Source organism: Xenorhabdus kozodoii, assembly GCF_002632875.1.
Lineage (GTDB): Bacteria > Pseudomonadota > Gammaproteobacteria > Enterobacterales > Enterobacteriaceae > Xenorhabdus > Xenorhabdus kozodoii.
This window is the reverse complement of record NZ_NJCX01000002.1, coordinates 50,518-74,935: the sequence shown is the minus strand read 5'-3', so window position 1 is coordinate 74,935 and position 24,418 is coordinate 50,518. Positions and strand designations below refer to the sequence as shown.

The window sequence follows — 24,418 nt, the reverse complement described above, 5'->3', positions numbered from 1 at the left end:
TTATTCCCATCAGCTTCACGTTGCGTAACGGTCAATAAGGCAACAAATTGAAGATGAAGGATAGAGAAACCATTAGTTAATACAATTGCCAAATATACTGATCCATGACAATGAAAACCATTCGCATCGCTACCCGCCAAAGCCCACTTGCTATGTGGCAAGCGCTATATGTTCAGAAACAACTGAAACACTTTCATCCAGAACTAAATGTAGAACTGGTTCCAATGGTGACACGTGGCGATATTATCCTCGATACACCATTGGCAAAGGTGGGAGGCAAGGGGCTGTTTGTGAAGGAATTAGAGCTGGCTCTGCTTGAAAAGCGAGCTGATATTGCTGTCCACTCCATGAAAGATGTCCCTGTTGAATTTCCTGCTGGTTTGGGATTAGTCACCATCTGCGAACGGGATGATCCACGGGATGCTTTTGTTTCAGTCGAATACGCTTCACTGGATGAGCTACCTGCCGGCAGTGTGGTTGGTACATCCAGTTTACGCCGCCAGTGCCAAATCCGTCAGCTACGCCCTGATCTTGTGATCCGTGATTTGCGGGGTAATGTCGGCACCCGTCTGAACAAGCTCGATAACGGCGATTATGATGCCATTATTCTTGCGACCGCCGGCCTGAAACGGCTGGGGCTGAAAGAGCGCATTCGTATGCCATTAGAACCTGAGTTATTGTTGCCAGCCGTCGGCCAGGGAGCAGTAGGTATTGAATGTCGGCTTGATGACCAGCAAACCCGTGAGCTGTTGTCACCTTTAAACCACGCCAGAACAGAAACCTGCGTTCTCGCTGAAAGAGCGATGAACACCCGTCTTGAAGGAGGCTGTCAAGTACCGATTGGCAGTTATGCCATCTGGCAGGGAGACAACATTTGGCTACGCGCGCTGGTAGGCTCCCCCGATGGCACAGTGATCGTACGCGGTGAAAGAGTGATATCACCCAAAGAGGCTCGTCAGGCGGGTATCGCATTGGCGGAAGAGTTATTGGAGAAAGGCGCCCGCCAAATCCTGGCTCGCGTATACCAGAGGAACCTAGCGGAATGAGTATTTTGATCACCCGCCCTGCCCCCACAGGAGAGGAATTGGTCAAGCGACTGCGATCTATTGGAAAATCAGCTTTCAGCGCTCCCCTGATCGAAATTCACCCAGGGGCAGATTTGCCATTACTGTCACAAAAACTGCAAGGGTTATCTGCGGGGGATCGGGTTTTTCTATTATCAAAAAATGCGGTTCATTATGCCAATGAACAGCTTATTCAAGAAGGCCAGTCCTGGCCTGAGCCGTTATCTTATTATGGTATCGGCAAATCCACTTCCCTGATGTTCCACCGACTTACCGGGTTGGAAATAAGCCACGCTGAGCAAGGTGAAACCAGTGAAGATCTACTGCAACTCCCCGCCTTACAGGACATGAATAAGAAAAAGATTTTATTGCTCCGAGGCAATGGTGGTCGCGAAGTGATTGCCTCCACATTAAGGTTTCGGGGAGGTGAAGTCGATTATTGTGAATGTTATTCACGCCAGCCTGTCAAATATGATACAGCGGATTTCAGTCGTCACTGGCAGCAATGTGGTATAAAAACCCTCGTTGTCACCAGTGGCGAAATGCTGCAACTGTTATATAACTTAGTGACTGATCGGGATGGAAAAGCATGGTTACTAAATTGCAAGCTGATTGTAGTTAGCGAACGTCTTGCCAAGATCGCCCAGAACCTGGGTTGGCAAACAATAAAAGTCGCCAAGAGTGCAGATAATGACGCCTTAATCCAGGCACTGGAATAAATTAATATGGGATGCCCATTATGACGACGGAACAAAAGCAATCTACCGATGCGGTTGAGACAAAACGCCCTCAGGCTCCCCATCGCCCCAAGAGTTATGGATGGGTCGGCAATACGATCTCAATTGCCATATCGCTGGCGATAGGTATCGGTGGCCTTTATATTTATTATCATGGTCAACAGCAGAATGCAGAATTAAAAACCGAAAACCTCGCTCTCCAGCAAGCGATCACTTCTCTGACGCAACAACAGTCTACCGATAAGCAAGAGCTGAATGCTAACCTCCAGAAGCTGGAGGCTTCCCTACAACACGCCGACTCACAAAGCCAGCAGCGAGATGATCGCATTGCCGAGCTGCGAAACCGGGTTTCCGCATTTTCAAATACGGATATCGAAAACTGGCGACTGGCGCAAGCCAGCTCCCTCGTCAAGATGGCTGGCCGAAAAGTCTGGAGTGAACAGGATATCACCACGGCTATCGCCTTGCTGAAAGATGCTGACCAGAATCTGGCTGAAATGAATGATCCCAGCCTGCTCTATGTCCGTAAAGCTATCATGGCTGATATCGATTCCCTGACCAAAATCAAACAGGTCGATTTAGATGGCATTATCTTGATGCTGAACCAGCTATCAAACCAAGTCGATAACTTACGCCTTGCCAATAAAGTCGAACAAGCTAGATCGGAGAAGGCAGACAATCATGAGATCACGGCTTCGCTCTCTGACTGGCGCGAGAACTTAAGCAATAGCTGGCATAGCTTTATGGATAACTTCATTACTATTACCCCGCGTGATGACAGCAAAGAGCCGCTATTGGCACCTAACCAAGGTGTTTACCTGCGCGAGAACATTCGTTCCAAGCTGCTGATTGCTGCACAGGCGGTACCCCGCCATCAGGCCAAAATTTATCAGGATGCATTAGAAGATGTTCAATCCTGGGTGAAGACTTATTTTGATACTTCACTCCCTGAGGCGGAAAACTTTTTAAACAATGTGGCTTCACTGCAAAAGAAACCGCTTTCTATCCATGTCCCTGAACACCTGAGCAGCCAGCCCATATTGGCAGAATTGGTACGTAAGCGTATTTATAACTTACCGCATTCCAAGCAGACTCAAACAGAAGCTCAGCCTGAGACACCAAAAACTGTCGATCAGGCAAAAGCAGCCGATCAAGCAAAAACATCCGTTGAGGAGAGCTGAACATGCTAAAAGTATTCTTGCTGTTCATTATCCTTATTGTGGGGATCGTCGTCGGTCCTTTGATGTCAGGCCATCAAGGATATGTTTTGATCCAGACGGACAAGAACAATATCACCACCAGTATCACCGGGCTGGTGATCATCTTCCTCCTGCTGCAATTCCTGCTGATCTTCATCGGCTGGTGTTATCGTCGCTTAAAGCGTACCAGCACATCCACTCATAGCTGGATCTTTGGTGGATATAAACGTAATCGTGCTCGTTCACAAACCAAACAGGCGCTGCTGAAACTCGCCGAAGGGGATTTCAAGCAAGTTGAACGCTTGATGTCTCGCAACGCTGACCATGCCGAATACCCGGTCGTGAACTATTTGCTGGCCGCAGAAGCGGCTCAACGGCGTGGTGATTATTTCCGAACCAACCAATATATTGAGCAAGCGGCAGAAGTGGCTGATAAGGATCTGCTCCCCGTTGATATTACCCGTGTCCGTGTCCAATTGGCACAGGGTGAAATTCATGCCGCACACGTTGGTGTGGATAAATTGTTGGAACACGCCCCTCGTCACCCTGAAGTATTGCGATTGGCTGAACAGGCTTACTCTCTTTCAGGTGCTTATCAATCCCTGATTGATATCTTGCCCTCTATGCTGAAAGTTAAGCTGCACAGCGAAGAAGAGATCCTTAAATTGCGTCAGCAAGCCTATATCGGTTTAATGAACCAGGTTATGGCACAGAAAGGCAGTAGTGGGCTGAAAATATGGTGGAAAGATCAAAACCGCAAAATTCGCAATGACATTGTGCTGCAAGTCGCGATGGCCGAACATTTAATTGAATGCAATGATCACGAGGCTGCCCAACAAATCATTCTGGATGGCTTGAAACAACAGTACGACGAACGTCTGCTGCTATTAATTCCCCATCTTAAGGCCAGTGATTCAGAAGCCATACAAAAGGCTCTCTCCCACCTGTTAAAACAACATGGTGCAACCCCATTGCTCAATAGCACGCTAGGGCAGGTGGCTTTGCGCCATAGTGAATGGGCAACGGCTGAATCGGCATTTAAAGCCGCCCTTGCACAGCGTCCAGATGCCCATGATTATGCATGGCTTGCTGATGCACTGGACAGGTTGCAAAAGCGCGAAGAAGCGACCCAAACCCGCAATAAAGGATTTATGCTGACCTTGAAGCGTGAGAGTGATATCGAAGCATAAGAGCGCATAACCTTCACACCTCAGTTAACGATGTTCGGTATTGGATCGTTAGCCGAGGTGCATCCAGGCTTCACGCCATGAGAGCCAATGGCAAACTGTCTGAAGCCTATCCCCACTTTTCTATAGACAAAAAAAACACCCATCAAAAAAGACAGGTGTATAAATACAATCAGGTCTACAGACGGATGAGTGCCTCACTCAACGTTGTGTCCGGTTTGCGATGACAAGACAGAATGCTTACTCATCTATAACGTGGACTATAGGCACCGACAATCAGCTCTACATCATCCTGAGGTTTATGAAGCTACATGCTGTCATAAGGAGTGGGATGAGTATCTACAATTTTAATTAAGCATTTTTCGTGCCAACTTTTTCAATCAGGATAAATTTCTCTTACCCAAGGTTTGACGGGCTTTCCGTAATAAATAGCCTAACTTTCACCAAGTAGGGTTAAAAATAGCGTCTCTCATTTGAGACGCTATTTTGGTTGTTTATATATAGATATTATAAATCAAAGGATTATATGTCTCTCATTTGAGACATTGGGCAGTATGGTTTGTCGTTGAAATACAACATCAATAAAAAAATAACCTTTAAAACATAATGTTAATGCGTTATTAAAAGCAATAACCGTCAAGTTTTACGCTAAAAAGTCAAATAGAAATTAAACAGAAATAAAAAGGAAAAATCTGTTTACTCGCAGGCAAAACAAAGGAAGAAAAAGGAAGGTAAAGCAGGAGTAAGTAGAAAACAAAAACCCCGCAATAGCGGGGTCTTATCGGAATTTGGTCGGCGAGAGAGGATTCGAACCTCCGACCCACTGGTCCCAAACCAGTTGCGCTACCAAGCTGCGCTACTCGCCGAAAATATCTTTTTGTTCTTTTTTATGGTGCGAAGGGGGGGACTTGAACCCCCACGTCCGTAAGGACACTAACACCTGAAGCTAGCGCGTCTACCAATTCCGCCACCCTCGCGTTGCATAAAAAAGATGGGGTGGCTAACGAGACTCGAACTCGCGACAACTGGAATCACAATCCAGGGCTCTACCAACTGAGCTATAGCCACCATAACAGATATCTTTTTACATACTGTTTTTATCTAGCACTACTTCATGCAGCGCTATTACAACAACGCCGACCACGATAACTCATTACCACTGCTCTTGCACGCTTTAAATGGCGCGCCCGACAGGATTCGAACCTGAGACCTCTGCCTCCGGAGGGCAGCGCTCTATCCAGCTGAGCTACGGGCGCTTAACGCCGTTGCGGTGGAGGATAGTACGGATTTAACGTCGTACTGTCCAGTGCTTTTTTAAAAGAAATGATGCGTTTGATTACGCTTTGCCCATTTAGCTGATAAAGCCAGCACCTTTCCACCGCGATATTACCGAAAACACGCTTTTTGGTTGAGAACCAATCACTCAAACTATATCGATTTTTTAGGTAAATACCATTTCATCGACCAATAAATTGATGACACGATCAGCAAAAATATTCCCCCCACGATCAGTGAGAAACGGGTATCAGGATTAATCGCCATCCCCACCAAGACACAACTCAAGAAAATCAATGTCAGATAATTGACATAAGGGAACAAAATCGATTTAAACCGATGCTGTTTTATGGCTTCCTCGTGATGCTTACGGAAGCGCAACTGGCTGATCAGGATCACAAACCACGGCACCATACCGGGCAATACACTGGCACTATAAACGTAAACAAATACTGACTGCGGATTGGGTATCAGATAGTTCAGGCTGGAACCCGCAATCAGGCAACCAATGGTAATCGCAATACATCTTACCGGCACACCATTTTTCGACAGCTTCAGCAATGCAGCAGGTAATTGCCGATTCTGCGCCAGGGCATATAGCATCCTGCCACCGCTATACATACCACTGTTACAGCCTGACAGCGCAGCAGTCAGTACAACAAAGTTGATCACCGCCGCCGCAGAAGCAATACCGACTTTAGAAAAAGTCATCACAAACGGGCTGCCATGTGCACCGACTTCGGTCCACGGGAACAATGTCACAACAATAAAAATGGCACCCACATAAAAAATCAGGATACGCCACAAGATATTGTTGATCGCTTTTTTAAGGGTAACTTGCGGGTTTTTCGCTTCACCGGCGGTAATACCAACCAGCTCTACCCCTTGGTAGGAAGCGACCACAATACAAAGGGCAAATAAAAAGCCTTTCCATCCACCGGAGAAGAATCCGCCATGTGAAGTCAGGTTATCCAAACCCATGGGTTGCCAGTCATTGCCCAATCCGAAGAAAATCAAACCGATGCCAATCAGGATCATCACAATAATCGTTGTGACTTTGATCATGGCAAACCAAAACTCCAGCTCACCGTACAGCCTTACCGCGGCCAGGTTTGCCAAAGCCACCAATCCAACCGCTACCAGCGCTGAAACCCATTGAGGCAGCTCAGGAAACCAGAATTCCGCATAGACGCCGATGGCAGTAATCTCTGAGATCCCCACCGAAACCCACATGAACCAGTAACCCCATGCGGTTAAGCATCCCCAGTAAGGACTTAAATATTTATGCCCAAAAGCAGCAAATGAACCCGTTACAGGTTCAAGAAACAGCATTTCCCCCATGGAACGCATGATGAAAAAAACAAACATCCCAGCAATAATGTACGCCAGCAAAACAGAAGGACCGGCCCATTTCAAGGTACTGGCTGAACCCATGAACAGCCCCACGCCGATTGTGCCACCTAGCGCAATCAGTTCAATATGACGTGCCTCAAGTCCCCTTTGCAGGCTCTGTTTTGAATCACTCATAAAACTCCCTATCCACTTTTATGATGTCTATACTTGCAAACAGAAAAAATACAGGAATTGATAATCAATGGTTGTAAAAAAGGCTGGGATCAAAACACGTTTTGCCGATCAGTGAAATAGAAAATTACAAAAATGAGGATTAAGGACATGGGAATTGAGCATAAGCAGCCAAACAACAGGCGAGTGGCACACAAAAAACCTGCCACACATGGATAAAATATGTTCGATGTAGCAGGTGGAAACAGAAAAATTGTCGCAATTCGGATTAGAGTTTGCCGCCGTAATAATAGCCAAGGAATCTCAACAGTTTTAGCTGCCTGCGAATGCGGCTTGGCTGAGAGAGCAAGCGATACAACCATTCCAGCCCCAGATTCTGCCAAACTTTCGGCGCACGTTTAACGTGACCAGTAAAAGCATCATACGTTCCGCCAACGCCCATATACAGTGCATCTGGATGTATCTTGCGACAGTCGCGCATAAAGATTTCCTGTCTGGGTGAACCCATTGCGACCGTAATAATCTCAGCGCCGCAGGCATGGATCTGCCCAAAAACCTCATCACGCGTTTCTGGTGTAAAATACCCGTCCTGGCTACCCACAATATTGACGTTCCACTGGCTACGCAGTTTGCGCTTAGTCTGTGCCAAAATATCCGGTTTTCCGCCAACCAGAAAGACGGGCGTCCCTTCACGCCCAGCCCGCTCCATCAACGCTTCCCATAAATCAGCGCCCGCAATACGCGACACATTTGCATCAGGGTATTTACGGCGAATGGCGCGCACGATGCTAATGCCGTCCGCATATAAGTATTCGGCTTCATCCAGCAACATATTCAGCGCATTGTCTTTTTCCGCCGTCAGCACTTTTTCTGCGTTAATCGCAACCAAAGTGCCGGTTTTCACCCGCCCCTCCAGAAAAAGGTGGTCGAGGAAATGCGACATATTACGGAAGCCCCAGATATTGAGGCCACGAATGCGGTATGTGGGAATGTTATTCAACGCCATTTTTTTTCCTTACATCCAACATAACAGATGTTTTTTGCGCGGTAGCCAAGCTACTGACCACAAACTTTCGAATCAGTCCGGCACTTTCAAACAGCCAATACAGCAACTTCGCCGCGACCAGGCATAGGCCAAAGACAATACAAAAGAACACCACGCGGGAAACAAAAGAATCGACACCTTCACGAGCCAGTACAATCATGTTAAAGATGGCACCAAAACAGAAAGCCTGCAAAATTGCTGCCTTATAGCGGTTACTTTCCTGTTTTCCGGCTTCATAAACCCAGTCAAACCATTTGATGATAAAACCGACGGCTATCGCACCCAGCGGGATAAAGAATACGCCCCCCATCACGACCAGGGAGCCAATCAGCGTTGGGGAAATTGCCAGACCAGAATGGTTATTCAATACATCCCATGTGAAATAGTTAGCGGTATTCCAGACCTGATTCGGCCTGTCCGGCCATACCCAACTAGGGATAAAGACATAAAAATCACGGATAATCGGGGTCAATCCCTGAAAATCTATTTTGCTGTAATTATCCAGCAACAAAGCCAAATTTTCCCACGGCGAAAAAGTATCCCGCGTGAGATACAAGAAAGTATAAAATGCTTCTGCCCCGCTGACGTCCAGACTATAGCGCTTCAACGCCAGCCAGAACATGCCGACGATTCCCATTGCCCCCGCAGCGAACAGCATCCACAGCGAGATCCAGCCACGAACAATCCCGATAAACAGGAACAAGGCAAACGCAATAATGATGTTGGCTCGCGTTCCACCAACGATCACATAAGTCAGGATGCCAAACCCGACGGTTCCCACCAAAAAGCACAGCCACCGTACTTTAGTCGGTTTCAGGAAAAAAACCACCAGCATGGCAGGAATAAAAAAGTAGAAGAATCGCTTGAGCGCAACACCGGAAACCTGGCTAGAAAATATCTGGCTATAGGACTGTAACTTAAACAGCAAAAAGCCATTCTGCATAAAGAACGAACCTACTGTAACGATAGCAATGCCCGCAAGCAGTAACCATGTCAGATTAGTTTCTACCCGATTCATCGTAAAGAGGGGCTTGCGCGGTGCCGCCGCGGTTTCAGGTTTTATGCTGTCACTCGGCCGTATTTTATCAGTGAGGCGTGTCTTATAAGCCACATAGTAAATGGCATAAAAACAGCCAGAGGCCAATATGGCATGTAGCAGTGAATCTACCGGCACCACTTCCACATTAAACTGAAAGACCAACAGGCTGGTCAATGGAAAGCCAAAATAGAACGTCAGCAAGTACAACAATGAGAAAAACACATTGAAGTTAAAGCGAACACGGCGAAATTCTCGATACGTCAAGGTCAGGATAAACGCCACTGATAGCACGTAAACAACAAATAGCCCACCGAATTGTGTCAAGGTCATTGATACTCTCCAGATGCATCCAACAGGGCGGTTTTCCACCCCTCAATGAAATTGGGATCAAAAAAAGCAATCGCCTTTTTATCGAGGGACAGCATCTGGCGCTGTGCTTCCTGCACCCAGTGTTTATTGAGTTCATCACCGTCAAACAGAACAGGGACTTGCTGCTCCGTTAAATCATGCCAGAATGGATTTTGGCGGCTAAGAACAAACGGAATACTCAATTGAATCAACAGACAGAGTGTTCCAATACCCTGCTGACGATTGAAAATGAAATAACCTAAATCGCATTGGCGCAGCAATGACAAGTAGTCATCAAAGGCGATTTGCGCTTTTAAAATACGGATGTTTTGCGCCGGAAACAACGATAATGCAGCCAGCTCCACCTTTTGGACATAAGTTTGGTTATTATCAGGATAACCCATTGGAATGATTATCTTTGCCTCATCGCCAAACTGGCGCTGGATCTGCTGCAAGGCTTCAATATGACGGTTGGATTGATCGCCTGAATTCCCCAACAAGATGGTCATCCCTTCGGGTGAAAATGTTTTCTCCGTCACCGTCAGTGCAGGATCCATCCGGGTCGGGAAATAGAGCAATGATGATGGCACATCAGGTTTAGCCTGATTTGAACGCGAGGAACCCTTCAGAAAAAAGTGCTGGAGATCGCCGCGCGTAGCAAAAATATGCCCTACCCGCTTCTGCGCCAGACGACGAACCAGATAGAACAAACGGAATTTCAGTTGGCGGGACTCTTCGTAGAGATCGGCGCCCCAAACATGCCAAAAAAATTGGTGTCGCTTGATTTTGCCCATGAATAATGCCAACCACAAAGTGGCATTAAACTGCCCATGAAAAAAGAAGCGGACGGTTCTGTTCGCCTTTGCTTGCTCTATCACCGCCTGTGACAAGGCCGATTTGTTGTTATAAAGGGAAATCGCCAAGTTAGGATAATTCGATAACTTTATGTGGTCTTTGGACACCACCATAAAACACGGTTTGGCAGAAAAAGGTATTTCCTGTGCCAAGACGTCATTAAAGAAACGCAGTAACGTTTGATTGTGATGTGGGATATCCGATCCCAAAACGTGAATTAGGGTTGTCATGCTCGCCTGCGATAAATAATAAATACGCTACAACAAAGAATGAAATAAACGATATAGGTTACCATATATGACTGGGCGGCTCCCAATGCCCCATTAGCGGGTATCAGCCAATGGGAAAAACCCGTCAGTAAAAGAAACTGGCTCACTTCAGTCAAGATATAAAAACGCAGTGCCGCTTTTGCTATCACCAGATAACCAAAAACATAAGCGCCCACTTTCAATACATCGCCCACTAACTGCCACGCAAACAGATCGCGCATGGCGATGAATTTGTCTGAAAACAACAGCCAAATAACAAAATCACGCAACAACCAGACAGAAAAGCTGGCAACCGCTACCGCCGGCAAAACAAATTTCAGGGCCTTCACAATTTCGCTGGCAATTTCTTGCTTATTGTCCAAACGAGAAAGTGTTGGCAATAGATAGACCGTGAAGGAGGCCGTGATAAATTGTAAGTACGCATCCGAAATACTGCTGACGCCCTGCCAAATCCCAACCTCTTCCCAGCTATAACGCGCTGCCAGCAAATTTCGCATCATGACATAAGCAACGGGTAAGGTAATGGAGGTCAGCAATGCCATCAGGGTAAATTTCCCCAAATGACTGGCAACCGCCCGATCCCACATCGGCCTCAAGGCGGAAAATGTCATGGCTTTGTGCTGCAATATCATCAGACCGGCAGGTAAAACCACTAATGCCGGCACTAATGCTAATCCCGCTAATGCCCCTTCATAGCCTCCCAGCCAATAGCAAAGGCCATAGGCAAGCACTCCTGTCAGGCTGCCGAAGATAATGGCCAATGCATTTCCCTTAGCATCCCTGAACCCTTTCAGGATTGCCAGAAAATAGTTGGCATAAGCGATACCCATTTGAATAAATGCGAGCGCCTGCACAACCGTCTTGTAACGGGTGTGACCAAATAGGCCAATACTGATGATTTCATTGAATAAGAGGAATATCACCGCCAGTAAGGTCGAAAAACCCAGGATCATCAAAGACGATGTCCCTAATACTGCCCTGAGTTTTTCCGGTTGCTGATGATGTTCCGCCACATATTTGGTCACACCATTAAAAATCCCTGCCCCAGAGAGCACTCCCAGTACGGTAATGAGTTGGCGAAAATTACCGGCTTGCCCAACACCCGTTGGGCCAAAAGATACCGCCAGCAGTTTAATGGCCAGCAACCCCACACCGATCTTGATCAGCGTGGAGCCTGCCGTCCAAACAGAAGTTTTGGCAAGTGACATATCAGGCGAAAAATTCCTTGATACGATCGATGACGATTTGCTGTTCTGTATCAGTGATGTTGTAGAACATCGGTAAGCGCACTAAGCGGTCACTTTCGTGGGTGGTAAACCGATCTTCACCGTGGAAACGGCCACATTTTTCACCCGCCGGGCTGGTATGCAGTGCGACGTAGTGGAAGACACTCAGGATATCATGCTCTTTCATGTAACGATTGAATGCGCTACGTTCATTCACATCTTTGAGCTTGATATAGAACATGTGGGCATTGTGCTCTAATCCCGGTGGGACAATGGGCAACGCTAAATGTCCCGCATCGGCCAACGGTTTTAGGGCGTGATAGTAGTTATCCCATAGGGTCAGGCGACGCTGGTTGATCGCTTCCGCCATTTCCAGTTGTCCCCACAGGTAAGCCGCTTGCAAGTCAGACAGCAGATAGCTGGAACCGATATCACGCCAGGTGTATTTATCGACTTGTCCACGGAAGAATTGGCTGCGGTTAGTCCCTTTTTCCCGAATGATTTCGGCACGGGCAATCATCGAGTTATCATTGATGAGTGTCGCCCCACCTTCACCACCGGCTGAGTAATTTTTGGTTTCATGAAAACTGAAACAACCAATATGCCCAATCGTGCCCAATGCCCGGCCTTTATAGGTGGACATCACGCCCTGTGCCGCATCTTCCACCACATACAGGTTATATTTTTTCGCCAGTGCCATGATGGTATCCATTTCACACGCCACCCCGGCATAATGTACGGGTACGATAACACGGGTTTTTTCTGTAATGGCGGCTTCAATCTTGTTCTCGTCAATGTTCATGGTATCAGGTCGAATATCCACGAACACAATGGTTGCACCACGCAGGACAAAAGCATTGGCGGTTGAAACAAAGGTATAGCTCGGCATGATGACTTCATCACCCGGCTGGATATCTAACAACATCGCCGCCATTTCCAGGGAAGCGGTACAAGAGGGTGTCAGCAATACCTTCGGGCAATGAAAGCGCTGTTCCATCCAGGCTTCGCAACGTTGGGTAAATTCACCATCACCACACAATTTACCGCTAGCCATCGCCTGTTTCATGTATTCAAGTTCAGTGCCGACTACGGGTGGTTTGTTAAATGGAACCATTTCATCCTCTGTATAACCAATAGGCGGTGCTCTCAATGATGGCACCACGACGTGTATAAAGGCGCAAGGCAGTGATATTGCTGATTTGTGTAGCCACTCTCAGCCCTTGTATCTGATGGTTCTGACACCACTGTTGCGCCGCCGACATTAATTTTTTTCCAATCCCCTGACGGTGATTGCCTGGTACAGCCGCCAGTAAACCGATACGCGCCTCGCGGTTGCCTAGATCCCTTAACGTCACAAAACCAGCTAATTGACCATGATCATCATTGATAAGTAGGCATTCGTGATCGAACGTACCCAAAACTGCTTTTTCAACCCAAGCGGCGTAAAAGCGCCCGCTGTCATCGGGTTGATACCAAGGGGCGCGGAAACGACTGGAGGTAAATACACGGGCGGCCACGGCCTTCAATACCGGGATGTCTTTTTGTTTTGCAGAAATGAGTTCTTTTCCCGTATGAATGCCCGCAATACTTTCCACCTCACTTTCCGCTTCAATCGATAACCGTAAATCTACTTCACCTTCCACCAGGGAAAATCCCAGGGTGGGGAGTTCATCAAGAATGGCTGTTTGCTGGGTCGCTACCTTGGCCTGCACCAAGGCATATTGATCCAAATCGGCCACCGTCAACACTGCTGCTTCCGACGAAAAATGCAGGCGGGCAGTCGATAAACCAAAAAACTGGCTATCCCAAACTAGAGGTTCAAGATTGGCGTGAATAGACATTGAACAAATCCATGAGATATTTGCCGTAGCCGGTTTTTGCCAAGTCTGTCGCGGCTGATTTTAGCTGCTCATCACTGAGCCAACCATGGCGCCATGCGATCTCTTCCAGACAGGCAATTTTGAAGCCTTGGCGTTTTTCGACGGTCTGAACAAAGGTACTGGCTTCAATCAGGCTGTCATGAGTCCCTGTGTCTAACCAAGCAAAGCCACGCCCTAATAACTCAACGTTCAATTCACCACATTCCAGATACATCTGGTTGATACTGGTGATTTCCAGCTCCCCGCGAGCGGAAGGTTTCACTTGTTTAGCGAAATTCACGACCTTATTGTCGTAAAAATAGAGCCCCGTCACCGCCCAATTAGATCTTGGCTGGAGCGGTTTTTCTTCGATAGAAAGCACCCGATATTGCTCGTCAAATGCCACGACGCCAAATCGTTCAGGATCCATCACCTGATAACCGAATATTGTCGCGCCGGTTTCTCGTGCAGCAACATGTTGCAGTTTCGGGCTAAAGGCTTGACCAAAAAAGATATTATCGCCCAATACCAAACAACAAGCATCATTGCCGATAAACGCTTCGCCAATCAGGAATGCTTGCGCTAAACCATCCGGTGAAGGCTGCTCAGCGTAGCTAAGTTGGATACCAAATTGCTCACCACTGCCCAACAATCGCTTAAACGCCGGTAAGTCTTCCGGTGTCGAGATAATCAGGATATCGCGTATTCCCGACAGCATTAAAACTGACAGCGGATAATATATCATCGGCTTGTCATAAATCGGCAATAACTGCTTTGATACCCCGCGCGTGATGGGATATAAACGGGTGCCAGAACCTCCGGCCAGTATAATTCCTTTCATCTGTTCCCCCTGACGGGCTTATTTATTTTCTAACCCAAGTCGTTCCCCTGCATAAGAGCCATCTTGAACTCTTCTCCACCAGTTCTCATTTTCCAGATACCATTGCACCGTCTTGCGAATGCCGGATTCAAACGTTTCCTGAGGTGCCCAGCCCAGCTCGCGCTCAATTTTTGCCGCATCAATCGCATAACGCATGTCATGCCCTGGGCGATCCGTGACGTAGGTAATCAGATCTCGATAATGCGCCACCCCCGCAGGTTTTTCGGGGCAGAGTTCCTCCAGCAGTTCACAAATCGTTTCCACAACCTCGATATTGCGGCGCTCATTATGTCCACCGATATTATAGGTTTTGCCGGATTCCGCCTTGGTCACGACCAAATACAATGCCCGTGCATGATCTTCCACATATAGCCAGTCACGGATTTGCTCTCCCTTGCCATAGACTGGCAAGGGCTTACCCACCAGCGCATTCAGGATCATCAATGGGATCAGTTTTTCAGGGAAATGATAAGGGCCATAGTTATTCGAACAGTTGGTGATCACCGTCGGTAAGCCATACGTACGGCGCCATGCCCTAACCAGATGATCACTGGACGCTTTTGATGCAGAATAGGGGCTGCTCGGTGCGTAAGGGGTCGTTTCAGTAAAGAGCCCCTCTTCGCCATGCAAATCACCATACACTTCGTCTGTTGAAATGTGATGGAAACTGAACTGTGCCTGTTTTTCCTGATCCAACTGTTGCCAAAATGCGCGTGCCGCTTCCAACAAAGTATAAGTGCCAATAATATTGGTTTCGATGAACGCCGCCGGCCCGTCAATGGAGCGGTCAACATGGCTTTCTGCGGCTAAATGCATAACCGCATCCGGTTGATATTGTTGGAACACCCGATCTAAGGCATCACGCTGGCGGATATCAACCAGCTCAAACGCATAGCGGGAATGGTCGGCAACCGAAGCCAGTGATTCAAGGTTACCGGCATAGGTCAGGCTATCAACAACAACGACACTATCTTCAGTTTGATTAATAATGTGGCGAACAACCGCAGATCCGATAAAACCTGCACCGCCGGTAATAAGAATGCGTTTCAACGCCAAACTCCTTTTGTATCAACAACCCATTTTTGTTTGATTGCCGAACCACTAATCGCTTTAAACTGGCTATGATCCACCAGCATTAATACAATGTCAGCCTCTTCGAGTGCCTGATTAATATCCATTAATTCCACCAGACCTGTCAGTGAATGGGGCAGCTCATGCACATTGGGTTCAACGGCGATGGTTTGCCCTGCATGCCACTGCGCAACCTTTTTTGTAATATGGGCAGCCGGGCTTTCCCGCAAATCATCAATGTTCGGTTTGAAGGCCAAGCCAAAACAGGCAATTTTAATCTCATGCGCCCGTTTGCCACTTTCGGTCAAACAGTCCGCGACGGCGGCTTTCACTTGTTCGACGACCCACAGTGGCTTGCCATCATTGACTAAACGCGCAGTATGGATTAAACGGGATTGTTCAGGATTCTGGGATACGATGAACCACGGATCGACTGCAATACAATGCCCCCCAACACCCGGACCAGGTTGCAGGATATTTACGCGTGGATGGCGGTTTGCCAGACGGATCAACTCCCACACATTGATCCCCTGTTCGGCGCAGATCAAAGAAAGTTCGTTGGCAAAAGCAATATTGACATCACGAAAACTGTTTTCTGTCAGCTTACACATTTCCGCTGTTCTGGCATTGGTGATCACGCATTCACCTTCAAGGAAAATGCGATATAACTCGCTTGCCCTGCGGGAGGATTTGGCTGTCATGCCTCCCACTACGCGATCATTTTTGATCAATTCCACCATCACTTGTCCCGGCAAGACACGTTCAGGGCAATAGGCAATATCGATATCGGCGTTTTCACCCGCTTGTTGTGGAAATAAGAGATCAGGACGTGCGGCGGCTAACCATTCGGCCATCTGCTCTGTCGCACCAACGGGAGAGGTGGATTCCAGGATAACCAAATCGCCTTTTTTCAGGACCGGTGCGACTGATTCTGCCGCAGAGCGTACATAGGCCATGTCTGGCTCATGTTCCCCCTTAAAAGGGGTCGGGACAGCAAGCAAAAAGGCATCCGCAGTTTGTGGCACCGTGACGGCTTTCAGGAAGCCCTTTTCTACCGCCACTTTCACGACCTTATCTAAATCAGGTTCAACAATATGAATCGCACCACGGTTAATCGTTTCTACCGCATGTTGATTGACATCCACACCAATCACCGTCTTTTGACGGGAAGCGAATGCCGCTGCGGTGGGTAAGCCGATATACCCCAGGCCGATAACAGAAATTGTTTCAAAACTCATAATGTCACCTGATTTTTTCTTAATGCTTCAAGAATTCGCTGGCAAGCCTGACCATCGCCATACGGATTATGGGCATGGCTCATTTGTTGGTAGGCGTGAACGTCCGTCAATAGCCGCGTCACTTCTGCAACGATAGTTTGTGTTTCTGTCCCCACTAATCGCACTGTCCCGGCATCAACGGCTTCAGGTCGCTCAGTGGTATTGCGCATCACCAGAACCGGTTTTCCCAAAGAAGGCGCTTCTTCCTGAATCCCCCCTGAATCGGTCAAGATCAAATAGGCATGATTCATCAAATAGACGAATGGCAGATAATCCTGGGGTTTGATAAGGATAACGTTATCAATGTCATGCAAAATGCGCTTAACCGGTTCACTGACATTCGGGTTTAAATGAACCGGATAAACCACCTGAACACCGGGATGTGCCCTGGCAATCTGTGCCAATGCTTCACAAATGCGCTCAAATCCTTCACCAAAATTTTCACGACGGTGGCCTGTCACCAGGATCATTTTTTTATTCGGATTCAGGAAAGGATAAAGCTCAGCAAACTGTCCATAGATGGCGGCATCATTCATGATGCGATCACGCACCGACAGCAGGGCATCAATGACCGTGTTGCCTGTGACAAAAATACGGTTTTCCGCAATGGATTCTTTTAAGAGATTGTTTCGGGAATTTTCCGTCGGGGCAAAGTGGTACATGGCCAAGTGTCCGGCTATCTTACGGTTGGCTTCTTCCGGCCACGGAGAATAAAGATCTCCCGTCCTCAAACCCGCTTCAACATGGCCTACCGGAATATGCTGATAGAAAGCCGCCAGACTGGTTGCCATGGTTGTTGTCGTATCACCATGCACCAACACCACATCCGGCTTGAATTCTTCCAATACAGGCTTGATGCCTTGCAGGATACGGCATGTGATATCCGTCAGATCCTGCCCTTTTTGCATGATATTCAGATCAAAATCCGGTGTTATCCCAAACAGGTGCAATACCTGATCCAGCATTTCCCTATGCTGCGCCGTGACACACACTTTTGCGTCAAAAGCAGTATCCATCGCCAATGCATGTACCAACGGAGCCATCTTAATGGCTTCCGGCCGAGTACCAAACACAGTCAACACTTTCACAGTGACTCTCTTATTTTGTCAATCATTGCAGATACGTCCAAAAAAGGAATTTAGAAACCTATGGCTCATTTACATACTGTTATTGATATGAGCTGACGGAGCGAGAACGTCTTACCAAAGCAACACCTGCCCCAACCAGCATGCCAACGGCGCCCCACAAAATCATCATAAAAGCACGACGGGGACTGTCTCGGTTGACAGGTTCCTCTGGAGTCCTGAGATAGCGGTAAGTCAGGAAAGCGTCTTGCAATGTCGGGCCGACATTTAATGTCGCCAGCATCGCGATATTTTGATCATAATCGATGCTGTAGTTCGGGCCGGTCACCTCCAACGTTTCAATTTGGGCTTGTAACAATGGCATACCCAACATAAACATTTTGGATTCAGGGAGTTCTTCGATAGGAATATCGGTCTGATTACGGTGAATACCTTGTTTCTCAGCCACTTTCAGCGACTGTTGTAAGACATTCAATTCACGATGATAGATCGCCTTTGCCACCATTTCCTGACGTTTCACCAACGCTTTCATTGACTGGGTACGGGTCGCCCATGCCCCTTTGATTTCGTTATTGAGGTGAGAATTCGCCCGTTGGTTGGCAAACGCAATATACTGGCGCAGAAGTTGGTTGGCATCAGCGGCGGTTTCTGCTGTCAATTTGATGCTGTCATTTGATGATGCTTTATCCTCACTGCGCGTAATTTTAATAGCGTTGATCAATTCATCTAACAATACAGCATCCGCTTTGGCATTTCCTTCCTTGCGGTGTTTGTAATACTCAGAATGGAGCCAAAACTCACGGCGGGTATCATAGGCCGAGACCTGAGTCATGAATTCTTCGTATGCACCGTCTGGAATCGTGGGTAATTGCGCCTCTGGCGAGGCATTGATATGGGTATCCAAATTACGCAAGAATTGTTGTTGCGAATAGTAGCTACCCAAATTATTCGTTGTCGGTAAATCGACAATAGCGGTTGCGCTCCATTTTTGCTGCATCAAATAAGATGCACCCAGAGCGACGGCAGCGAAAATGATTGCCAGTGCGATAATCCATATCTTTCCATGCCACAAAGCATAACACAGCGTCCGAATATCCAGCTCATGCTCTATAGCAGGTTGATCCTGTTTAGATTTCGTTTCTGAGTTTATCACTGCACAAAACCTCTTTGTTTGTCGATGTTTTTAATGATGGCTTGCTGCCCGACGCATACGGCGCTTACACCGTTTGATAAAACGGGCTACCTTCCACGCTCTTTTGATGCAATAGCCATACAACATAAATGCAAGCAAAAATAATGCCAACATCACCCACTCAGGAACAAAAATCAACCGTTCAGCGATAATTCCAATCGATGCTAATAAAGCGGCAGCCAAAGTGATCAAAATAAATGCCTGACGAGAAGTAAACCCAGCACGCATAATCAAGTGATGGATATGCTGGCGATCTGGAGAAAACGGGCTCATTCCCTTACGTAATCGACGGTACATAATAGCAACCATATCCATAAGTGGAATTGCGATGACCCATAATGCTGTCACCGGACTAATAGACGCATTTTCCCCTTGCGTCGTTTCGGTCAGTAACCAAATAACAGTAAAGCCGATTAAGGTACTTCCTGCATCCCCCATAAATACTTTGAAACGTTTTCCCAATAGACCAAGATTGAGGAAGATATAAGGCAATATTCCTGCAATAAATGCGAAGCACCAAAACGCCAGCGCCATATTCCCGTTATCATAAAGCAAAATGCCTAATGCACCGAAAGAAACACAAGATATTCCTCCCAGCAAACCGTCAATACCATCCATCATATTGAAAGCGTTAATGGCGGCCCAGACAGCAAACAAGGTCACAATATAACCGAATGGCCCCAGAGTCATTTCCCAAGGACCAAAGGAATTACCTAAACTCTCAAGTTTAAGATTAGCAAAGAACATCATGCTAATGCCGACCAAGGCTTGGATCACGGCTCTAATTTTCACGCTGACATCAAATCGATCATCCAGCACACCGACAAAAACCAAGACTCCTGCACAGGCCAAATATGTCCATTTGTGTGGGATAAACTCTTTTGTGATTGCAAATGCAAAACAAACAGTAAAAAACAACGATATACCACCAACTAAAGGAATCAATCCTCGGTGACACTTGCGATAATTGGGTTTATCAACTAAACCAATATGTTTTGCTACCTTACGAGCCACAAACAAAAATACGAATGAGAATATAAATACGTAAAAAATTTCGGCACTCATACTGGGAATATTCACAATAACAGCTCTCTGCAAGATAACGATGGGCCATCTATTATTGATAGACCTTATAGATGCTTATGACGATGGTTCTACAAGTTGGTATTCACAAAATAAGAGTTCTACCATGCATAAAAAATCACTGCATGAATAATGTTGGCCGTAAGTTCGTGATCAATTTGAATACTTGTAAGCAATTCACTTAGCGTATCTCCATCCAACCACACCACATATACGCATGCAAAATATGTGCCATTTCAGCTAAAATTCAATATGCATCTATAAAAAACGCCACAAAATGTGGCGTTTTAGAGAAGTGAATATTATTTATTACAAGACTATCAATAAATTTACAAAAACTATGAACGTTTCATAAAGTCGAAGAATTCTTCGTTTGTTTTTGTCATAGCCAGTTTATTGATCAGGAATTCCATCGCGTCGATTTCACCCATCGGATGGATGATTTTACGTAGGATCCACATCTTCTGTAGTTCATCCTGTGTAGTGAGCAGCTCTTCTTTACGGGTTCCAGAACGGTTGTAATCAATAGCTGGGAAGACACGTTTTTCCGCAATCTTACGGGACAGGTGCAATTCCATATTACCTGTACCTTTAAATTCTTCGTAAATAACCTCATCCATCTTGGAACCCGTATCAACCAGCGCCGTTGCGATGATGGTCAAGCTACCACCTTCTTCCACGTTACGTGCAGCACCAAAGAAACGTTTTGGACGATGCAGGGCGTTCGCATCTACACCACCAGTCAGGACCTTACCGGAAGCAGGAACCACTGTGTTATATGCGCGAGCCAGACGGGTAATAGAATCCAGCAGGATAATAACGTCTTTCTTATGTTCAACCAGACGCTTCGCTTTTTCGATGACCATTTCAGCCACTTGGACATGGCGGGAAGCGGGTTCATCGAAGGTTGAAGCAATGACTTCGCCTTTAACCAGGCGCTGCATTTCAGTCACTTCTTCTGGACGCTCATCAATCAGCAGAACCATCAGAACGCAATCTGGATAGTTATGGGCAATGTTAGCTGCAATATTTTGCAGCAGCATGGTCTTACCGGCTTTTGGTGGAGCCACGATCAGCCCACGCTGACCACGACCAATCGGCGCGGCCAGATCCAGAACACGAGCGGTCAAATCTTCAGTAGATCCATTACCACGCTCCATACGCAAACGGTTGTTGGCGTGAAGTGGCGTCAGGTTTTCGAACAAGATTTTATTGCGGGCGTTTTCAGGTTTGTCAAAGTTAACTTCATTAACTTTCAACAGAGCAAAATAACGTTCACCTTCTTTTGGTGGGCGGATTTTCCCTGAAATGGTGTCACCGGTACGGAGGTTAAAGCGGCGGATTTGACTAGGAGAAACGTAGATATCATCGGGGCCTGCAAGGTAAGAACTGTCTGCGGAGCGGAGGAAACCAAATCCATCCTGCAATATCTCCAGCACACCATCTCCGAAAATATCCTCTCCGCTTTTCGCATGCTGTTTGAGAATAGAGAAAATGATGTCCTGTTTACGCATACGAGCCAGGTTTTCCAGCCCCATATTTTCGCCGAGAGTAATCAACTCAGATACCGGCGTATTCTTTAATTCGGTAAGATTCATAATGGTGGGTTCTTTAACTCGGGGTATATCTCGAACTATGAACGTGAATGGTATGGCAGCACTATCGATGCCTGTTTATTTGTACCAGAAACGAATAACACCTTCTAACATATTAAATTATATTACAAGGCAATAGTTTGAAGTACTCAGATTGATGTCAAAATAAGGCTGACAAACTGTCAAAACACGACTGAGATAGTAGCGAAACATGGTTAGTTTCAATATAGGAACTTTCCCAGCGTAAACATTATCTCGGTATGAGCACTGTTTATAGCTATCGTCTGAATATCCTATCTTCTAACTGTCTCTGTTCCACATGTTATAACTATCTATAATGTAAATACAATTCCATAATGCGAACACGATTAAGATTTAACAGTGGGCACTATTTCAGCATATACATCTTTCAGCATAAACATTTTTTAACATAAGCGCTTTTTGACATAATCACGATTAGCGGATTTTCTGTCTAACATAAGAAGGCTAAACATAAAAATGTCTGGGATAAAAACACTCTGCTTAAAGATATTGAGCATTAGGACGCTATGAGTGTACTACGCTATATATTGGATTAATCGTATATAGACTCAGAAATTTTACCAAATGCGATATGCTATCGGATACTTCAGGTGATCCAGAGATAACAGATTTATCAGACACTACAAATTGTTTAGTATGCAACTCGCTTAATGTCAACTCTTTATATCAATAAGCTTTTATATCGAATAAAGAATTCGTTCAAGCAAAACGTCATACAAGTATATGTGCCGCTAACTTACCATGCTTCGTAGCGGACGTCTAGCGGTCAATGGGATAAATCGCCTCATACGCCAAACGTCCGTAATTACTGTGACCTGACTCTAAATTAGAGGTGTGGCTCTAAAAACTCTTTCAATTGAGTTTTTGACAAAGCACCCACTTTTACTGCGGCCTTTTCACCATCTTTAAACAGAATCAGCGTTGGGATACCACGAATACCGTATTCTGGTGCTGTTGCTGGGTTATCATCAATGTTCAGTTTACCAACGGTCAGTTTTCCTTCGTATTCTGTAGCAATTTCATCCAGAATAGGGGCAATCATTTTGCAAGGACCGCACCATTCAGCCCAGAATTCAACAAGAACAGGGCCTTGTGCTTTCAGGACATCGCTTCCAAAGCCAGCATCAGTCAGAGAGATAATATTCGCACTCATTTTTTGCTCCAAAAATAAAATCTTTTACGGTGTCAGTGTACATTAACCAACGTTAAGGTGTCTTTATTTCAGCGGATACACTTTCTTAAAGCAATAGTTAACTGATATTCTACCTTACTATGAGCAAAACACATTTGACAGAAAAGAAGTTTTCCGACTTCTCATTGCACCCAAAAGTCATAGAAGCCCTTGATAAAAAAGGGTTTTTAAACTGCACGCCAATACAGGCGCTAACATTGCCTTTAACTGTCGAAGGCCGAGATGTTGCGGGGCAAGCACAAACCGGAACAGGCAAGACGCTGGCATTTTTGACGTCTACTTTTAATTATTTATTAACCCATCCCACGACGAAAGAGCGTAAAACGAATCAGCCAAGAGCGTTGATTATGGCTCCAACCCGTGAACTGGCGGTTCAGATATACTCTGACGCAGAAGAATTAGCACAAGTCACTGGGTTAAAAATGGGCCTTGCCTATGGCGGCGATGGCTATGATAAACAGCTTAAAGTGCTGGAAGCGGGTGTCGATATCATCATTGGCACCACAGGGCGTTTGATCGATTTCACCAAACAGGGCTACATCCATCTTGGCGCCATTCAGGTTATTGTGCTTGATGAAGCGGATCGCATGTATGATTTAGGCTTTATCAAAGATATTCGCTGGTTGTTCCGCCGCCTCCCGGTGGCGACAGAAAGAATGAATTTATTGTTCTCCGCAACACTCTCTTACCGAGTGCGTGAACTGGCGTTTGAGCAGATGAATAATCCTGAGTATGTGGAAGTGGAGCCTCTGCAAAAAACAGGGCACCGTATTCAGGAAGAGCTATTTTATCCTTCCAATGAAGAAAAAATGCGTCTGTTACAGACGTTGCTGGAAGAAGAATGGCCTGATCGCTGCATCATTTTTGCCAATACCAAACACCGCTGTGAAGACATCTGGGCTCATCTGGCTGCTGATGGTCATCGGGTTGGCCTGTTGACCGGTGATGTTGCACAGAAAAAACGCCTGCATATTCTTGAAGAATTCACCCAAGGCAATCTGGACATTCTGGTTGCCACAGATGTTGCCGCCCGTGGGCTACACATCCCGTCAGTGACACACGTATTTAACTATGACCTACCGGATGACTGTGAAGACTATGTTCATCGGATTGGCCGGACAGGTCGTGCGGGAAAAAGTGGTCATTCCATCAGTCTGGCATGTGAAGAGTATGCACTGAACTTACCGTCCATTGAAGAATATATCCAGCACCAGATACCGGTCAGCAAATATAACAGTGATGCGTTGCTAAAAGATCTGCCTGTACCTAAGCGTCGTAATCGCACCCGCTCAGGAGGACACCCTCGACGTACCGGCGTACCGCGTCGTGGCAATGCAACACGCAACCGTAAGCGCCCAGGCTAAGATGAGATAA

Annotated in this window: 20 protein-coding genes and 4 tRNA genes; 5 read left to right on the top strand and 19 right to left on the bottom strand. The window is 46.4% G+C overall.

What is annotated here, in order from left to right:
- Positions 1 to 104: 104 nt before the first annotated feature.
- From hemC to hemY, 4 genes are read left to right on the top strand one after another with little or no spacing between them, the layout of a single operon-like run.
- Entirely contained in the window at positions 105 to 1,046 is a 942-nt protein-coding gene (hemC, locus tag Xkoz_RS01850; RefSeq protein ID WP_099140486.1) for a hydroxymethylbilane synthase, read from the top strand.
- Positions 1,043 to 1,783 (top strand): uroporphyrinogen-III synthase, encoded by a 741-nt coding sequence (gene hemD, locus Xkoz_RS01845; RefSeq protein ID WP_099140485.1) that lies wholly within the window; start codon positions 1,043 to 1,045, stop codon positions 1,781 to 1,783. Before hemC ends, hemD begins: the two co-directional genes overlap by 4 nt.
- An 11-nt stretch (positions 1,784 to 1,794) precedes the next feature.
- A complete protein-coding gene (hemX, locus tag Xkoz_RS01840) occupies positions 1,795 to 2,982 on the top strand; it encodes a uroporphyrinogen-III C-methyltransferase (RefSeq protein WP_099140484.1) in 1,188 nt (395 codons plus the stop codon).
- A 2-nt stretch (positions 2,983 to 2,984) separates the two neighbouring features.
- Positions 2,985 to 4,190: a protoheme IX biogenesis protein HemY gene (gene hemY, locus Xkoz_RS01835; RefSeq protein WP_099140483.1), complete on the top strand. Its 1,206-nt coding sequence runs from the start codon at positions 2,985 to 2,987 to the stop codon at positions 4,188 to 4,190.
- Positions 4,191 to 4,976: 786 nt separating this feature from the next.
- Here the strand turns inward: hemY and Xkoz_RS01830 are convergent.
- The 19 genes from Xkoz_RS01830 to trxA all read right to left on the bottom strand — a co-directional run bounded on the left by Xkoz_RS01830 (position 4,977) and on the right by trxA (position 23,005).
- Positions 4,977 to 5,053 (bottom strand) — tRNA-Pro (locus tag Xkoz_RS01830).
- Positions 5,054 to 5,077: 24 nt separating this feature from the next.
- Positions 5,078 to 5,164 (bottom strand) — tRNA-Leu (locus tag Xkoz_RS01825).
- A gap of 15 nt (positions 5,165 to 5,179) precedes the next feature.
- Positions 5,180 to 5,255, bottom strand: a tRNA-His gene (locus Xkoz_RS01820).
- 111 nt (positions 5,256 to 5,366) lie between these two features.
- Positions 5,367 to 5,443 (bottom strand) — tRNA-Arg (locus tag Xkoz_RS01815).
- Between the two features lie 172 nt (positions 5,444 to 5,615).
- Positions 5,616 to 6,989, bottom strand: a complete 1,374-nt coding sequence (thrP, locus tag Xkoz_RS01810) for a bifunctional threonine/serine APC transporter ThrP (RefSeq protein WP_099140482.1) — start codon at positions 6,987 to 6,989, stop codon at positions 5,616 to 5,618.
- A gap of 265 nt (positions 6,990 to 7,254) precedes the next feature.
- Entirely contained in the window at positions 7,255 to 7,992 is a 738-nt protein-coding gene (gene wecG, locus Xkoz_RS01805) for a lipopolysaccharide N-acetylmannosaminouronosyltransferase (protein WP_099140481.1), read from the bottom strand.
- Positions 7,979 to 9,400, bottom strand: a complete 1,422-nt coding sequence (gene wzyE, locus Xkoz_RS01800) for an ECA oligosaccharide polymerase (RefSeq protein WP_099140480.1) — start codon at positions 9,398 to 9,400, stop codon at positions 7,979 to 7,981. The genes wecG and wzyE overlap by 14 nt, the downstream gene beginning before the upstream one ends.
- Positions 9,397 to 10,503 (bottom strand): TDP-N-acetylfucosamine:lipid II N-acetylfucosaminyltransferase, encoded by a 1,107-nt coding sequence (locus Xkoz_RS01795; protein WP_099140479.1) that lies wholly within the window; start codon positions 10,501 to 10,503, stop codon positions 9,397 to 9,399. Before Xkoz_RS01795 ends, wzyE begins: the two co-directional genes overlap by 4 nt.
- Positions 10,500 to 11,750, bottom strand: coding sequence for a lipid III flippase WzxE (gene wzxE, locus Xkoz_RS01790; RefSeq protein WP_099140478.1), 1,251 nt, complete (start codon positions 11,748 to 11,750; stop codon positions 10,500 to 10,502). The genes Xkoz_RS01795 and wzxE overlap by 4 nt, the downstream gene beginning before the upstream one ends.
- A 1-nt stretch (position 11,751) precedes the next feature.
- Positions 11,752 to 12,882, bottom strand: a complete 1,131-nt coding sequence (gene rffA / locus Xkoz_RS01785; RefSeq protein ID WP_099140477.1) for a dTDP-4-amino-4,6-dideoxygalactose transaminase — start codon at positions 12,880 to 12,882, stop codon at positions 11,752 to 11,754.
- Between the two features lies 1 nt (position 12,883).
- Complete coding sequence (rffC, locus tag Xkoz_RS01780; RefSeq protein WP_099140476.1) at positions 12,884 to 13,609, bottom strand: dTDP-4-amino-4,6-dideoxy-D-galactose acyltransferase; 726 nt, start codon at positions 13,607 to 13,609, stop codon at positions 12,884 to 12,886.
- Positions 13,587 to 14,468: a glucose-1-phosphate thymidylyltransferase RfbA gene (gene rfbA / locus Xkoz_RS01775; protein ID WP_099140475.1), complete on the bottom strand. Its 882-nt coding sequence runs from the start codon at positions 14,466 to 14,468 to the stop codon at positions 13,587 to 13,589. Before rfbA ends, rffC begins: the two co-directional genes overlap by 23 nt.
- An 18-nt stretch (positions 14,469 to 14,486) precedes the next feature.
- The gene (gene rffG, locus Xkoz_RS01770; RefSeq protein ID WP_099140474.1) at positions 14,487 to 15,557 is read right to left on the bottom strand and encodes a dTDP-glucose 4,6-dehydratase; all 1,071 of its coding nucleotides are present in this window, start codon (positions 15,555 to 15,557) and stop codon (positions 14,487 to 14,489) included.
- A complete protein-coding gene (wecC, locus tag Xkoz_RS01765; RefSeq protein ID WP_099140473.1) occupies positions 15,554 to 16,816 on the bottom strand; it encodes a UDP-N-acetyl-D-mannosamine dehydrogenase in 1,263 nt (420 codons plus the stop codon). Before wecC ends, rffG begins: the two co-directional genes overlap by 4 nt.
- The gene (gene wecB / locus Xkoz_RS01760; protein WP_099140472.1) at positions 16,813 to 17,943 is read right to left on the bottom strand and encodes a non-hydrolyzing UDP-N-acetylglucosamine 2-epimerase; all 1,131 of its coding nucleotides are present in this window, start codon (positions 17,941 to 17,943) and stop codon (positions 16,813 to 16,815) included. Before wecB ends, wecC begins: the two co-directional genes overlap by 4 nt.
- Before the next feature lie 79 nt (positions 17,944 to 18,022).
- Positions 18,023 to 19,093: an ECA polysaccharide chain length modulation protein gene (gene wzzE, locus Xkoz_RS01755; protein ID WP_099140471.1), complete on the bottom strand. Its 1,071-nt coding sequence runs from the start codon at positions 19,091 to 19,093 to the stop codon at positions 18,023 to 18,025.
- 30 nt (positions 19,094 to 19,123) lie between these two features.
- Positions 19,124 to 20,212 (bottom strand): UDP-N-acetylglucosamine--undecaprenyl-phosphate N-acetylglucosaminephosphotransferase, encoded by a 1,089-nt coding sequence (wecA, locus tag Xkoz_RS01750; RefSeq protein ID WP_099140470.1) that lies wholly within the window; start codon positions 20,210 to 20,212, stop codon positions 19,124 to 19,126.
- 341 nt (positions 20,213 to 20,553) lie between these two features.
- Positions 20,554 to 21,813, bottom strand: a complete 1,260-nt coding sequence (gene rho, locus Xkoz_RS01745; RefSeq protein WP_099140469.1) for a transcription termination factor Rho — start codon at positions 21,811 to 21,813, stop codon at positions 20,554 to 20,556.
- 865 nt (positions 21,814 to 22,678) lie between these two features.
- Positions 22,679 to 23,005, bottom strand: a complete 327-nt coding sequence (trxA, locus tag Xkoz_RS01735; RefSeq protein ID WP_099140468.1) for a thioredoxin TrxA — start codon at positions 23,003 to 23,005, stop codon at positions 22,679 to 22,681.
- A gap of 119 nt (positions 23,006 to 23,124) precedes the next feature.
- On the opposite strand from trxA, the gene rhlB reads away from it, so the two are divergent.
- Entirely contained in the window at positions 23,125 to 24,408 is a 1,284-nt protein-coding gene (rhlB, locus tag Xkoz_RS01730; protein ID WP_099140467.1) for an ATP-dependent RNA helicase RhlB, read from the top strand.
- The last annotated feature ends 10 nt before the right edge of the window (positions 24,409 to 24,418 follow it).

What these genes read in the sequence shown, in the direction of transcription:
- wzxE (WP_099140478.1), bottom strand. Translation starts at nt 11,750, where the DNA reads ATGTCACTTGCCAAAACTTCTGTTTGGACGGCAGGCTCCACGCTGATC.
- Xkoz_RS01795 (WP_099140479.1), bottom strand. Translation starts at nt 10,503, where the DNA reads ATGACAACCCTAATTCACGTTTTGGGATCGGATATCCCACATCACAAT.
- rfbA (WP_099140475.1), bottom strand. Translation starts at nt 14,468, where the DNA reads ATGAAAGGAATTATACTGGCCGGAGGTTCTGGCACCCGTTTATATCCC.
- wecC (WP_099140473.1), bottom strand. Translation starts at nt 16,816, where the DNA reads ATGAGTTTTGAAACAATTTCTGTTATCGGCCTGGGGTATATCGGCTTA.
- rhlB (WP_099140467.1), top strand. Translation starts at nt 23,125, where the DNA reads ATGAGCAAAACACATTTGACAGAAAAGAAGTTTTCCGACTTCTCATTG.
- trxA (WP_099140468.1), bottom strand. Translation starts at nt 23,005, where the DNA reads ATGAGTGCGAATATTATCTCTCTGACTGATGCTGGCTTTGGAAGCGAT.
- hemY (WP_099140483.1), top strand. Translation starts at nt 2,985, where the DNA reads ATGCTAAAAGTATTCTTGCTGTTCATTATCCTTATTGTGGGGATCGTC.
- hemX (WP_099140484.1), top strand. Translation starts at nt 1,795, where the DNA reads ATGCCCATTATGACGACGGAACAAAAGCAATCTACCGATGCGGTTGAG.
- rffA (WP_099140477.1), bottom strand. Translation starts at nt 12,882, where the DNA reads ATGGTTCCATTTAACAAACCACCCGTAGTCGGCACTGAACTTGAATAC.
- wecG (WP_099140481.1), bottom strand. Translation starts at nt 7,992, where the DNA reads ATGGCGTTGAATAACATTCCCACATACCGCATTCGTGGCCTCAATATC.
- rffC (WP_099140476.1), bottom strand. Translation starts at nt 13,609, where the DNA reads ATGTCTATTCACGCCAATCTTGAACCTCTAGTTTGGGATAGCCAGTTT.
- hemD (WP_099140485.1), top strand. Translation starts at nt 1,043, where the DNA reads ATGAGTATTTTGATCACCCGCCCTGCCCCCACAGGAGAGGAATTGGTC.
- hemC (WP_099140486.1), top strand. Translation starts at nt 105, where the DNA reads ATGACAATGAAAACCATTCGCATCGCTACCCGCCAAAGCCCACTTGCT.
- wzyE (WP_099140480.1), bottom strand. Translation starts at nt 9,400, where the DNA reads ATGACCTTGACACAATTCGGTGGGCTATTTGTTGTTTACGTGCTATCA.
- rho (WP_099140469.1), bottom strand. Translation starts at nt 21,813, where the DNA reads ATGAATCTTACCGAATTAAAGAATACGCCGGTATCTGAGTTGATTACT.
- thrP (WP_099140482.1), bottom strand. Translation starts at nt 6,989, where the DNA reads ATGAGTGATTCAAAACAGAGCCTGCAAAGGGGACTTGAGGCACGTCAT.